The organism is Wolbachia endosymbiont of Litomosoides brasiliensis, from assembly GCF_013366805.1.
Lineage (GTDB): Bacteria > Pseudomonadota > Alphaproteobacteria > Rickettsiales > Anaplasmataceae > Wolbachia.
The window spans coordinates 15,788-28,581 of the sequence record NZ_WQMO01000009.1; the positions used below are offsets into that span (position 1 = coordinate 15,788).

A 12,794-nucleotide genomic window follows, 5' to 3' on the forward strand; every position below is an offset into this window, starting at 1 on the left:
AACGTATATACTTGATTCCTTTAAACATTAGAGTATAATAAGATTTTTCTAAATTAACTATTATATGGTTAAATTTCTATTTTGTATACTGTTATTGCTGTTGATAATAAATATACTAAAATCTAAAGCATAATGAAAACTTATTTAGAAACCCTTGAATATTTTCAGAACTTAGATAAAAGCATCTCTGTCATCAGGAGGTGTCTTTGACATAGAAAAGTTGAAGTCGCGCCTTGAAGAGCTTGAATCTCAGGTTGCAGATGATAACCTATGGCAAGACAACCAAAGGGCACAAAAAGTTTTAAAAGAACGTTCTAAAATTAAGAATGACGTAGAGTCGTTTTCAAAGCTAGAAAGCGATTATAATAATGCCATCAGTTTAATGAAATTCGCTACTGATGAAAATGATAAGGATTTTTTTTCTGAAGTTGAAAATGAATTAGTAAAACTAGAGAAATTAATCAAGCGTAAAGAAACAGAGTCCTTATTTATTGGTGAAGCGGATAATAATGATTGCTTCTTAGAAATTCATTCAGGAGCTGGTGGAACAGAGAGCAATGATTGGGCTGAAATGTTGATGCGCATGTATACAAGGTGGGCAGAGATTTATCACAACTTTAAAGTTAAAGTTGTAGAAAAATTAGAAGGAGACTCAATTGGCATAAAATCTGCAACGATAAAAATTGTTGGAGACAAGGCATATGGATGGGCAAAAAGCGAAAGCGGTATTCACAGACTTGTTAGAATATCACCATTTGATGTAAACAGTAAACGTCATACCAGCTTTGCAAGCATAGGAGTAACTCCGGCAATGGAAAATTTAATTGATATTGCTGCGGATGAGGGGGATCTAAAGATCGACACTTACCGCGCTTCGGGGGCAGGGGGCCAACACGTAAACAAAACTGAAAGTGCGGTGCGTATTACACATATTCCAACAGGTGTTATAGTTCAATGCCAAAATAGTCGTTCCCAGCATCAGAATAAAAATGAGGCACTAAAATTACTTAAAGGGCGTCTATACCAAATTGAACTGAAGAAAAAAGAGCAGAAAATGTCTGAAGAGTACGGCAAAAAATGTGATATAGGCTGGGGCAATCAAATCAGGTCATACGTTATGCACCCGTATCAAATGGTAAGGGATTTAAGAACAGGATATGAAGTAGGCAACATAAATTCCGTCCTTGATGGCAATATAGATTGTTTTATAGTTAGTGTGCTCACTAATAAAATTAGGAATTGATCTAGATATAGAAGTCCAGCTTTTCACCTATAAGAAACAGAAAACTCTTGATAAACTTCGCCGCCTCTTGAGGCTAAGATATTCAGTTATCTTCAGTCTGTGCAGATTAAACGATGAAGTATCACGTAATTAGCGTTTTATGTTAATTTTTTTTGTATTATGCACACCTTATGTCTTCACAACACTTCCAAATTTTTACCTATACAATCTGAAACGCGCTTATAAAGCGTTTAAGGCATAGTGTACTAATTTGCAAGATATCCACAAGAAAGTGATAGCAATTCTCACTGTTAGTAGTCAAATAAGTGACATTGCAGAGTTGTTTAATTGTGAAGTGAGAAAGAGAGGTAATAAACTTGCACAAAGTGTTCTCAAGCAAAGCAATTTTTATTACAGACTTTATTATGCAAAATGTTCTATTTTATACATATAACCCAAAATAGGATTGAGCTCAGACGGTATGGTGGTAGGCATATAATCTCGATATTTTTAGGTACCTTTAAATTTTTTGACTCATGCTAAAAGGCTTCTCGCATTCTTAAATATTACAACATTTATTAAATATACTCACACAATCAGTATTAACAATATTCGGTGCAAATAAGCTAGAACCCTCTCCATTTCTAGGATTAATTCACTGTAGAAGTAAAAATTTTGTCTACCCAATTTTACTTTAACCCTAACGCCCTTTCAAACTACTCGTGTCCAACTTTAGAATGGGTGCTAAACCGCAATTTATCAAGGAAAAACAACTTTTGTTCAGGCACTTACCAATAGCCTCATTAAGTTTTCTTAAACTCTTCCTATCTACTTTTATCTTGTTCATTATGAATTAGTCTTGACGTAATATACGAAAACTTCATTATTTTCCCTGGATTTTTACTCTCATTTCTTTAATGGTAATATTAGGTCTTCTCGTGTCCATACTTCAACTTGTTCAAATTAATTCTGATCAAATCCAGTTTTCCCACAACGTTGAAGGAGAAATAAACAATTCTTCTTCTCTTCCAAATTTTAGGTGCTTTATCCATGCAGCTAGTGCTGTCCTTGAAATGCAACATACTTTTGCCATTGCTATTATGCTGCACTTTTTTGCTACAATTACAGCATTTAGTTTTTTTGCAATATATGCGTTATCTCACACTTCCTTCGGCATTTCTTTTGCTGATTCTACGACTTTTTCATCCAACAACTTTGACTTCAACACTATTTAAACCTCACTGTTTTACTTACTTCAGTATAGCTTCTTTTTCATTATTGTCTATCTGTTCCTTACACAATGGAAATTGGTATTACTTTAATAAAGTAGTTACCTTTCTATAAAAGACCTATCGAATGTTGCAATTATATGCGTGAACAAGAACGATAAGAGAGTACGGGATTGAGTAACTATATACACTTCCACTGGCATGCCAGGGTATAGGTACACACTTTTAAACTGGGCAAGCTCTGACTTTGGTATCACTACACGTACTAAATAATAACGCCCTAATCTCGGATCGTCTAGAGCATCAGGAGAAATATGGCTTACTATACCATTAATTAAGCTTAAACGACGTGAACTGTAAGCGCTTAACCGAACTTTAACCTTCAGCCCTTCCAAACCGTCAATAGAGACTATATTGCTACCTTTTTTTTGTGCAGAAAGTATCTCCTCTATATTCCTAGTCTGGATTTTGGCATTTATTATTAAGTCATCATTCAATGGCACTATACTCATAACCGGAACACCAGACTGTATTACACCACCTTCTGTATGATACCTTATATCTGTGACTATTCCATCTTGAGGCGATCTAATTACTGTACGCGCTAATGTATCTTCTGCAATCATTAGTCTTTCTTTCAAATCAGCAATAGATGTGCCAATCTCTTTAAGTTCGGTATTTGCTCTTTCTTGAGAATCATTCTTTAAGTTTATAATTTCTAATTCGTTCTCTCCAATTTTTTGCTGCATCTGAGATATTGCAGCACGGTAATGACCAATTCTACCTTCAATTTCGGCAAACTGCTTCTCTAAAGCGAAAATGTGCGGTTTACCTATGTGACCACCGATAAGGAGCTCTCTTTTTGTTTTCAGTTCCTCAGTTATTAAATCATGTTGCTTGAGCGTTGCATCCAACTGGGAATTTAGCCCAACTAACCCATCATGCAACTGCTTTATACGTTGTTGCAGTACGTCAGTTTTTCCCAATATACTCTTGCGCTGAGAATTAAACAACTTTACCTGATTTTTCACCACCTTATTCACAAGTTCATCGTCAGATAATCCTTTAACTTCATCAGGAAATTCAACTGCATCAAAATCTTCCCTAATCGCAATAAGTCTTGTTTCAGTCGCCAAAAGTGATAAGAGTTTTTCTTTAATTATGCGTAAATTTGCCTTCTCATTAATATCATTTAACAAAACTAAAGGCTCATCTTTTTTAACTGCCTGGCCCTCTTTGACCAAAATTTTGCTTATTATCCCCCCGCCCAAGTGTTGAACTACCTTCCTATTTGAAGACACAACCACCTCCCCACTTGCACGCACTGCCCCATCAATTGGAGCCACAGCCGACCAAATACCACCTATTCCAAAAAAGACAAGTATCACTACCAACCCAAAAAATAGTGGCCCCCACGTTGCTCTTAGAACCTCATTTATGTTATTACCCTCGCACTTTAAAATAAAATTTACCACTGCATCAATCAATGCAAACGTTTTATCCAAAAATTTGGACACCTCCTCTTTATTATCTCTTGTTCCTTGCATGATTTACATTATCACTATGGCCAAGTAGACCTGTCAAAGAAAATCTAGCACTAAGTTTTTTAAACTTACTTACCATATATCCTGCGAATCTACATTAATGCAAGATAATACACAAAAACAAAGAATCCATTTAGTGACAATTCCTGCTGTATTTTAATCAACTCAAAGCTTTTGTAAATATCCAAGAGCCATTCAATTTATGCAGAGACCTATTGCCAATCAGTCAATATTCTGTTAGTAGTCAGGAAAATAAAATTATCATGTTTAGACTAGAAGGCAGAAAATTCCTAGTTACCGGCGCATCAGGCGGAATAGGACAGGCAATTGTAAAAACCATGCATAAAGCTGGAGCAATCTTATGCATTTCTGGTACAAAAAAAGAAGCCCTAGAAGAAGTTGCTAAATTATATAAAAAAAACATTCACATACTTCCTTGTAATTTATTAAATGCTGTGGAAGTAAACCAGTTAATAAATAGAGCAAGTGAGTTAATGGGGGGCTTCGATGGACTAGCATGCAATGCAGGCATTACACAAGATAGTTTATCGCTGAGAATGACAGACGAAGCATGGCAAAAAGTGATTGATATTAACTTGAATTCTACATTTAAGCTCAACAGAGAAGCATGTAAGAAACTAATTAAAAATAATAGGGGAAGAATTATAAATATTTCCTCAATAATAGGACTGACAGGAAACGCTGGGCAAGCAAATTACGCAGCGTCTAAGGCTGGCATCATAGCTATGAGCAAATCTATAGCAAAAGAAGTTGCAAGTCGCAATATAACAGTAAATTGCATTGCTCCTGGATTCATAATCACTAAAATGACTAAAGTTTTAACTGAAGAACAAAAGAGAAAGATACTAGATAATATTCCAATGAAAAGAATGGGAACAGGAGAAGAGATAGCAGCAGGGGTTCTGTTTTTAGCAAGTGATGAAGCAAAATACATCACAGGACATGTGCTTAATATTAATGGTGGTTTGTTTATGTAGTAACACCTTAATTTATAGACAAGCCATAGGTTTTACTTTAAAATAAATATATGTAAACTAAAATTGTCTTTATTATGCTAGTTTATTATTTAAAGGGAAAAAAATGAGCTCTATAACAAAAAAATTTTTTAATGTTTTATGTATAGTATTGCTTTTCTCTTTCTCAGGCTATGCAGTTACCCCTGGTGCTGGTGTAGATGATACAACCGCTCAAGTAATATGTAACATTATTGGATATGTTTGGGGAATAGGTGGTCCACTCATGACAGTAGTGATAATTGGTGCGTCCCTGCTTGCAATATTTGGCAGAATGCCTTGGCCAGCTCTTTTTGCTCTAGGTATGTTTTGCGGTGTATTTTTCGGTGCTAAGGCAATCATAATGAATATCATGCCTAACGTAAGTGACAACGTAAAAGTCATGTTGGAAAAGTGTGGAACAAAATAACCCTAAAAGTAAAAGTGGCTTTTGCTATTCATTGAAACGTTTCATATCTTCAATTTGCAATAAGTAAGGGCTGTCCTTCGGTAAATTTCTAATAGCTAACTCAGCATGCTTTGCAAATTGCCTTAAATTACCCTCAATATAAGCCTTTTTTGTTAAAGCAAAATAATACATCGCTGCATTAGCATCATGCTTATATGCAATGCCTAAATATTTCCAGACAAAAGCATTGCTTGGTTCTACACTTACAATCTGTTCCAGGTAAAAAATTGCCTTCTTTATATCACCATATAATAATAAAGTATGGGATAATGCGAGTTTCACTAAGTAACTGCTTTTCTCAGATAAATACCTAAGTGATTCTTCATACATTTTTACCGCTTCACTTAAATTTCCAATCTTGTATAGCATTTCTGCTTTTAATTCATACAAATATGGATCATTGCTTGATTCTCGAATCAGTGAATCAACTTTAGCAATAGCCTCTTTTATCTTTCCTTGCCTATAGTAAATTATAGCATTTACATACTCAGAATTATCTTCATACTTATTAGACAACACATAGATAGGAGAAAATAACGAGTCTAGCTTTGCAACCATACGTTTAAATCTTAATAATTTGTCTGCAAGAATTGGTCTCACTTCGTTCTTAACCCTATAATTCTGTACAGCAAATATGCGCTTACTACTGAGTGGATGAGTGCGGAAATACTCTTCAGTATTTTCATGCTCAATACCTCTAAAATAGTAAAAAATCTCTTTCATTCCTGAATTATCATAGCCAGATTCATCAAGATACTTCAAAGCATAGCTATCTGCCACACTCTCTTGCTCTTGAGAATAGTTAAAAAACAACCTTGAACTTAGCGCCACACCACTAAGCAAAATTGCGCTAGCAATCTGAGGATTAATGATAATAGTAGAAACCAACCCTACCATATAACTAATCATTGCTATCGATTGAAAACAACCCACAGCATCACTCATCTGCAATATATGACCAGAAGATATATGAGCAATCTCATGCGCCAATATGCCGAGCAAAACGTAAGGTTCAGTCGAATATTGCAAAAGCCCTAAGTGAATAAAAATACTATTATTACTAACTACGAAAGCATTGATTGAATCATCATAAATTACAAAAATTTTTATCCGGCCATCATCAATATCTGCAGCAGAAAATAAGGGGTGTGCTAGCTCTTTCACCACTGCTTCCACTTCACTGTCTCTAACATTAATAGAGCAAGCGCTATTGCAATATACAAGAAAGAACAACAACAGGGCAAAGAATTTAGCAACTTTAAACATGAGAATTCTGTGCTTGTATAGTTAGCAGGAATCTTATATTTTAATACTTAAATTACATAAATTTATAAACGCTAGCTCAACTCTTTAACGTAGCGTATAAGTTTATCAATGGTAGTTAACTTAATATTATGTTGTTCGGCAAATTTAAGCAACTCAGGCAGGCGCATCATAGAGCCATCATCATTTACTAATTCACACCCTACAGCTGCGTGATTACAGCCAATTAACTTTGCTATTTCAACACTTGCCTCAGTATGACCATTGCGTGCCAAAACTCCATTATCATTTGCAATAATAGGAAAAACATGACCAGGAGTGACAATATCATCTTGAGTACTCTTTCCGTCAATAGCGGTAAGTATCGTACGCGTTCTATCATGAGCAGAAACACCAGTTGTGACACCATAACGTGCATCTATCGATGTAGTGAATGCAGTGTGAGGGGTAAGCTTTTCATCTACATTACTTCTTCTCATAAACTCAAGACCCAACCTACCCATATGAAGCCTCGTCATAGCTAGAAATACAATACCAGTGCCATACCTAACCATAAAAGCCACATGCTCCGGCTTTAATTTTTCAGCCAAGACAATCAAATCACCTTCATTTTCTCTATTCTCATTATCAACTAAAATAAATAACTTACCAAAACGAGCATCCTCCAACACATCTTCCACAGAAGAAATACCAGGTAGACTTATTGATGCATACGTGGCTTGTACCATAATTTACTTAAATTCAATCTTAACTATTTTATACAATTTCTCTCCACTCGGCACTGTTACTTCCACATATTCACCAACTTTTTTGCCGATTAAAGCACTACCCAAAGGTGAACTAGTAGATATTAACTGTTTTGAAACATCAGCTTCGTATTCACCCACAATTTTATAAATATATTCCACTTCACGATCATTATCACTTAACATGCTCAATGTTACAGTTGCACCAAACATCACTGAATCACCAAACAAGTTTTTCACTTCTATTATTTCCGCATGTGAGAGCTTGTTTTCTAATTCCATTATACGACCTTCAATAAAACCTAACCTTTCCCGTGCAGCATGATACTCCGCATTTTCAGATAGATCACCTTGATCGCGAGCATCAGAAACAGCTTGTATAATGGAAGGTTTTTCTTCCCTTAATTTCTCAAGCTCAGCTTGTATATGTTCAAAACCTTCCCTTGTTATAGGAAACTTCTTAATAATGGATGAAGACATAACCACCACCTAAACGCCATTAAATTGAGTAATAAAACTACTCACAATATTGAAAACATCATCTTTTATATCATCACTCATACTATCTGACAACTTTTTTAAAACTTCAGGGTATGCAGTGCGAAAATAATTAATAAGGTCATATTCGAATTTATTGATGTCACTTATTTGTATTTTACTTAACTGATCATACAGGTTAGAAAAAATATACATTAGCACTACTTGCTCTTCTACTGGCATAGGTAAATGCTGTTTCTGCTTTAATAGCTCAATAAGATATTTACCCTTATTTAAGGACAATTGAACACTAGCATCAAGATCAGAACCGAACTTTGTAAAGTCCTCTAATTCTCTATATTGAGCTAAATCTAGCTTTATAGAACCAGCAACCTCTTTGACTGATTTCAATTGCGCAGCAGAACCAACACGCGAAACTGATAAACCTATATTTACCGCAGGGCGAAATCCTTTATAAAACAATTCAGACTCAAGAAAGATTTGTCCATCGGTAATCGAAATCACGTTAGTTGGAACATATGCAGATACATCACCAGCCTGAGTCTCAATAATTGGCAAAGCAGTTAGAGATCCATGTCCTTTCTTATCAGACATTTTAGCAGCCCTTTCAAGCAAACGAGAATGCACGTAAAATATATCTCCAGGATAAGCTTCACGACCAGGAGGGCGCCTCAGCAGTAAAGACATTTGCCTATATGCTACAGCATGTTTAGATAAATCATCATATACTACCAAGCAATGCATCCCATTATCACGGAAAAATTCTCCAATAGTGCAACCAGCATAAGGTGCCAAAAATTGCATAGGCGCACAATCAGACGCACTAGCCACAACTATAGTGGTATACTCTAATGCTCCACTTTCTTCTAGCTTATTTACTACCTTTGCTACAGTTGAAATTTTTTGTCCAATAGCAACATAAACACAGTAAACCTTTTGATTTTTATCCACTTCATCATTAATTTTCTTTTGATTAATAATAGTATCAAGCGCAATAGTAGTTTTACCGATTTGTCTATCGCCGACAACTAATTCACGCTGCCCTCTACCTATTGGAATCAGCAAGTCTATAATTTTAATTCCCGTTTGCAGGGGCTCATGTACAGACTCACGATCAATAATGCCCGGTGCTTTAGATTCTATATCCATTCTATTCTTAGATCTGATTTCCCCACCTCTATCTATAGGATGGCCCAATGCATTTACAACCCTTCCCAACAATTCGTGTCCTACAGGCACTTGTATAACATCGCCACTGCACTTTACAGTATCTCCTTCTTTCACATCACGGTCATTACCAAGAACTACTACTCCGGCTGTATCATAGTTTAAATCAAGAACTATTCCCTCCACATCACTTGTAAAAAATACCTTTTCACCGAATTTTGCTTTTTCAAGTCCATAAACCAATGCAATACCATCAGTTACTGAAATCACTTCACCTATATTTTCCCGCTTTATAGGACTATCAAATGCCTCAACTTTCTCTCTTATTATATTTACTATCTCAGAAGCATTCATATTGTCTTTCATACAAAATCCCTTGTTCTTAATATTTCCACTTTACTTAAATCAACCAACTTATCTAAGTAACTTTTTAACGAAGCATCAATTAAATTAAAGCCATACTTAGCTATAAAACCACCCAGTATAGAAGAGTCAACCACATTGTCCACCCTCACTATTTTACCAAGAAAGCTCAAAGATTCAGTAATTATTTTTATATTGGATTCGCTTAAAGTTTCTGCTGACTTTATAGTAATTTCCAATTCATTCTCACTTTCTCTTACAAGATTTAAGAACCTCTCCAATACAGGGATTAATAAATTAGAACGCTTATTTGCAAATATAACTACAATAAATTTTACTAAACTCTCACTCAAGTATCCCCTTATAGAAAGCATTACTTCTTTTTTGCACGCAAAAGAAATCATAGGATGGGATAAGTACATAAAAATATCACGTTGACTTTTAAAAAAAGCTAACAAAAGTTCCACTTCTTCTCTTATAACACTTAGCTTATTCTCTGAGACGCAAAACAGCACTCTAGCGTAAGATGAAACTAAATTATTGTATTGGGTCCTTCTCATACCAAATTAGCTATATAAACCTTTCACTCTTTAAACCAAGCATTTTTTATACAAATAGGCCCTCCTTTAAGGAAAAGGTATAAATTACACCTAATAGAACAACCTAAAAAACCAAGGTCCTTACTTAGGAAACATTTAGAAGAATTTATAATAGATTGACACTGAAGATGAGATATCGCCACCCCTTCTCCAAGAAGACTTATTTCAACCTCTATAAAAATCAGCTCTTTTTTTTTAGATACAATTAAGTCAACTTCACCGAACTTACAACGGTGTTTTATAACATTACAATATTTCAGTTTCAAATATAATAAAATTAACAACTCACCCAAATAACCTATAAAATAGTGTAACCTATTCACCACAAGAAACTATGATAATAATTAACCTTTCGTCGCTTCTTCATTTCCCTCTTTACCTTTATTACAAATCCCACCTTTTGCTGTAACATCCCTATTAACTAATTCTATCACCGCCATTGAAGCACAATCACCCTTTCGAGTGTTAAATTTCATTATTCTAGAATAACCACCTCTACAATCTTGATAACGGCTAGCTAAAACATTCAGCAACTTATCAACTACTAACTTATTATTATGAAGGCGCGAAAGTAGTAGCCTTCTACCATGTAAAGTATTTTTATTCTTAGCAATCGTAATAAATTTTTCCACATACGGACGAAGTTCCTTAGCCTTTGGCAAAGTAGTTATAATCTGCTCATGATCAATTAATGAAATAGATAGATTCTTTAACATCGATAACCTATGCCCAGTGCGACGAGATAGTCTACGTTTTTTTATCCCATGTTTCATATATCACCTAATCTTCATCAGTATGTTGCCTAGCTAACTCATCTATATTCTTAGGTGGCCAATCTGGTATATCCATACCCAAAGACAAGCCAAAATTATTTAAAACCGCTTTAATTTCATTCAAAGACTTCCTACCAAAATTAGCAGTTCTCAACATTTCACTTTCTGTCTTTTGCACAAGATCACCTATGTAAGTAATATTTTCATTCTTCAAGCAATTATGTGATCTGACAGATAACTCCATTTCATCTACTTTACGCAATAAGATAGGGTCATAACCCAAATTTTTATAACCACTAGGTAAAGAAACCTGCGATTTTTTATAACTTACATCAGAATTAATAAAAGGCTGAAGTTGCTCCTGCAATATCTTTGCAGCAGAGTCAACAGCTTGACTAGGAGAAATTGTACCATCAGTTTCAACTGACAATATCAGTTTATCCTTATCAGTAACTTGCCCAACACGACTATTCTCTACTCTATACGAAACTCTGTTAACAGGACTATACAAAGCATTAACTGGAATAAAACCAATTAAGTCCTGCTCATTCATAAGCTTCAAAAACTCGTTTTCCTTATATTTAGTCACAGGAAGGTAACCTTTTCCACTAGCCACATATATAGTCATGTTAAGCTCTACATTCTGTCCCAGTGTACATATTGGCAGATCTTTATTAACAATAGAGCACTGATCATCAGTTTCTATCATTCCAGCTAATACCTGACAAGGTCCTTTAGCACTCAAACTTAGGCATTTATTAGAAGTGTCATTTAATTTACACCTCAACATACCCATATTCAATACTATATCAGTCACATCTTCTCTTACACCTTGAATTGAAGTAAACTCATGAGTTATCCCCTCAATTTTTATCCCATAAACAGCACTACCTATAAGAGAAGACAGCATTACACGTCTCAATGCATTACCTAATGTTAAAGCAAAACCACTTTCCAATGGTTCTAGTACTATATCACCCTTTTCACTTGAATCACTTAACACTACTTTCATTGAATTAGGTTTAGTCAATTTATCTAAACTGTCAAAAACAGAAACACCGTTTTCATAATACATAAAACAACCTTTTCAAATATCCTATACCCTTCTTTTTTTTCTCAACCTACATCCATTATGAGGAATCGCAGTTTTATCTGCAATTGAGGTAACTGTTAACCCGCAGTTCTGAAGTGCTTTAACTGCAGCCTCAGCACCAAAACCAGGGCCACGAATTATTACAGAAACAACCTTCATGCCAAATTTCTCTATCGCAGTTTTTGCAGCAGCCTCCGAGGCCTTGCCCGCAGCATAAGGCGTAGACTTTCTTGAACCTGAGAAACCATGCGCACCTACGGAGGTTTGGCACAGAGTATTACCTTGAACATCAGTCACATTTATGAAAGTATTATTAAAAGTTGCACGAATACGAACAACCCCAGTAACAAACTTCTTTGCGCTTCCACTAACCGTCTTGATCTTTTTCATTAAAATTCACAATAATAAATTTCATTTTTTTCCAGCAATAGGTAAACGAGATTTACCTTTACGGGTTTTAGCATTGGTATGAGTTCTTTGCCCTCTTACAGGTAAACCTTTTCTGTGTCTCACCCCCCTATAGCACCCCATCTCCACTAAAGACTTTATATTCATAGCCACTTCTTTTCTGAGCTCGCCCTCTACAGAATAACTTTGCCTAATGAAGCTGTTGATTTTTTCTATATCTTTATCTCGCAATTCTGAAACACGTTTGTTCTTGTCAACCTCGCAAGTATAGCAAATTATGTTTGCAGTAGAAATACCTATACCATATATATAAGTTAACGCAAAAGGAACACATTTCTTCACTGGAACATTTACACCTGCAATACGTGCCATTGATACCCCGGTATTTTATTAATAATAACTCTTAA

At 35.1% G+C, this 12,794-nt stretch carries 13 protein-coding genes and 2 pseudogenes; 3 read left to right on the plus strand and 12 right to left on the minus strand.

What is annotated here, in order from left to right:
* Positions 1-132: 132 nt before the first annotated feature.
* Positions 133-1,243 (plus strand): peptide chain release factor 2 gene (gene prfB / locus GO684_RS02725; protein ID WP_175938697.1). Its coding sequence is split into 2 segments (ribosomal slippage): positions 133-207 and positions 209-1,243, totalling 1,110 coding nucleotides; the frame shifts between segments, so codons are not numbered across the junction.
* Between the two features lie 298 nt (positions 1,244-1,541).
* Here the strand turns inward: prfB and GO684_RS02730 are convergent.
* Positions 1,542-2,453 (minus strand): annotated as a pseudogene (locus GO684_RS02730) (transposase); the annotation flags it as partial.
* A gap of 99 nt (positions 2,454-2,552) precedes the next feature.
* Positions 2,553-4,074: pseudogene (locus GO684_RS02735) on the minus strand (HlyD family type I secretion periplasmic adaptor subunit).
* A 184-nt stretch (positions 4,075-4,258) separates the two neighbouring features.
* On the opposite strand from GO684_RS02735, the gene fabG reads away from it, so the two are divergent.
* Both fabG and GO684_RS02745 read left to right on the plus strand, forming a co-directional pair.
* On the plus strand, positions 4,259-4,993 hold the full coding sequence (gene fabG, locus GO684_RS02740; RefSeq protein ID WP_175938775.1) for a 3-oxoacyl-[acyl-carrier-protein] reductase: 735 nt from the start codon (positions 4,259-4,261) through the stop codon (positions 4,991-4,993).
* A gap of 103 nt (positions 4,994-5,096) precedes the next feature.
* A complete protein-coding gene (locus GO684_RS02745; protein WP_175938699.1) occupies positions 5,097-5,438 on the plus strand; it encodes a TrbC/VirB2 family protein in 342 nt (113 codons plus the stop codon).
* 24 nt (positions 5,439-5,462) lie between these two features.
* On the opposite strand, the gene GO684_RS02750 is transcribed toward GO684_RS02745, so the two are convergent.
* From GO684_RS02750 to rpsM, 10 genes are all read right to left on the minus strand, one after another.
* Entirely contained in the window at positions 5,463-6,743 is a 1,281-nt protein-coding gene (locus GO684_RS02750; protein ID WP_175938701.1) for a M48 family metalloprotease, read from the minus strand.
* Between the two features lie 71 nt (positions 6,744-6,814).
* Positions 6,815-7,468, minus strand: a complete 654-nt coding sequence (gene ribB / locus GO684_RS02755; protein ID WP_175938703.1) for a 3,4-dihydroxy-2-butanone-4-phosphate synthase — start codon at positions 7,466-7,468, stop codon at positions 6,815-6,817.
* Positions 7,469-7,471: 3 nt separating this feature from the next.
* Complete coding sequence (gene greA, locus GO684_RS02760; protein ID WP_175938705.1) at positions 7,472-7,966, minus strand: transcription elongation factor GreA; 495 nt, start codon at positions 7,964-7,966, stop codon at positions 7,472-7,474.
* Between the two features lie 9 nt (positions 7,967-7,975).
* Positions 7,976-9,517: a F0F1 ATP synthase subunit alpha gene (atpA, locus tag GO684_RS02765; protein WP_175938707.1), complete on the minus strand. Its 1,542-nt coding sequence runs from the start codon at positions 9,515-9,517 to the stop codon at positions 7,976-7,978.
* Positions 9,514-10,074: an ATP synthase F1 subunit delta gene (gene atpH, locus GO684_RS02770; protein ID WP_175938709.1), complete on the minus strand. Its 561-nt coding sequence runs from the start codon at positions 10,072-10,074 to the stop codon at positions 9,514-9,516. Before atpH ends, atpA begins: the two co-directional genes overlap by 4 nt.
* A gap of 23 nt (positions 10,075-10,097) precedes the next feature.
* Positions 10,098-10,379 carry a PDDEXK family nuclease gene (locus tag GO684_RS02775; protein WP_246228207.1) on the minus strand — a complete coding sequence of 94 codons (282 nt, stop codon included), beginning with the start codon at positions 10,377-10,379 and terminating at the stop codon, positions 10,098-10,100.
* Between the two features lie 78 nt (positions 10,380-10,457).
* Positions 10,458-10,886, minus strand: coding sequence for a 50S ribosomal protein L17 (gene rplQ, locus GO684_RS02780; protein WP_175938713.1), 429 nt, complete (start codon positions 10,884-10,886; stop codon positions 10,458-10,460).
* A 7-nt stretch (positions 10,887-10,893) separates the two neighbouring features.
* Positions 10,894-11,961, minus strand: coding sequence for a DNA-directed RNA polymerase subunit alpha (locus tag GO684_RS02785; RefSeq protein ID WP_175938715.1), 1,068 nt, complete (start codon positions 11,959-11,961; stop codon positions 10,894-10,896).
* Between the two features lie 21 nt (positions 11,962-11,982).
* Positions 11,983-12,369, minus strand: a complete 387-nt coding sequence (gene rpsK, locus GO684_RS02790) for a 30S ribosomal protein S11 (protein WP_175938717.1) — start codon at positions 12,367-12,369, stop codon at positions 11,983-11,985.
* 21 nt (positions 12,370-12,390) lie between these two features.
* Complete coding sequence (gene rpsM / locus GO684_RS02795) at positions 12,391-12,759, minus strand: 30S ribosomal protein S13 (RefSeq protein ID WP_175938719.1); 369 nt, start codon at positions 12,757-12,759, stop codon at positions 12,391-12,393.
* Positions 12,760-12,794 lie beyond the last annotated feature (35 nt).

Excerpts from the sequence above, each read along its gene's own strand:
- fabG (WP_175938775.1), top strand. The coding sequence starts at position 4,259 with ATGTTTAGACTAGAAGGCAGAAAATTCCTAGTTACCGGCGCATCAGGC.
- GO684_RS02745 (WP_175938699.1), top strand. The coding sequence starts at position 5,097 with ATGAGCTCTATAACAAAAAAATTTTTTAATGTTTTATGTATAGTATTG.
- GO684_RS02750 (WP_175938701.1), bottom strand. The coding sequence starts at position 6,743 with ATGTTTAAAGTTGCTAAATTCTTTGCCCTGTTGTTGTTCTTTCTTGTA.
- ribB (WP_175938703.1), bottom strand. The coding sequence starts at position 7,468 with ATGGTACAAGCCACGTATGCATCAATAAGTCTACCTGGTATTTCTTCT.
- greA (WP_175938705.1), bottom strand. The coding sequence starts at position 7,966 with ATGTCTTCATCCATTATTAAGAAGTTTCCTATAACAAGGGAAGGTTTT.
- atpA (WP_175938707.1), bottom strand. The coding sequence starts at position 9,517 with ATGAAAGACAATATGAATGCTTCTGAGATAGTAAATATAATAAGAGAG.
- atpH (WP_175938709.1), bottom strand. The coding sequence starts at position 10,074 with ATGAGAAGGACCCAATACAATAATTTAGTTTCATCTTACGCTAGAGTG.
- rplQ (WP_175938713.1), bottom strand. The coding sequence starts at position 10,886 with ATGAAACATGGGATAAAAAAACGTAGACTATCTCGTCGCACTGGGCAT.
- GO684_RS02785 (WP_175938715.1), bottom strand. The coding sequence starts at position 11,961 with ATGTATTATGAAAACGGTGTTTCTGTTTTTGACAGTTTAGATAAATTG.
- rpsK (WP_175938717.1), bottom strand. The coding sequence starts at position 12,369 with ATGAAAAAGATCAAGACGGTTAGTGGAAGCGCAAAGAAGTTTGTTACT.
- rpsM (WP_175938719.1), bottom strand. The coding sequence starts at position 12,759 with ATGGCACGTATTGCAGGTGTAAATGTTCCAGTGAAGAAATGTGTTCCT.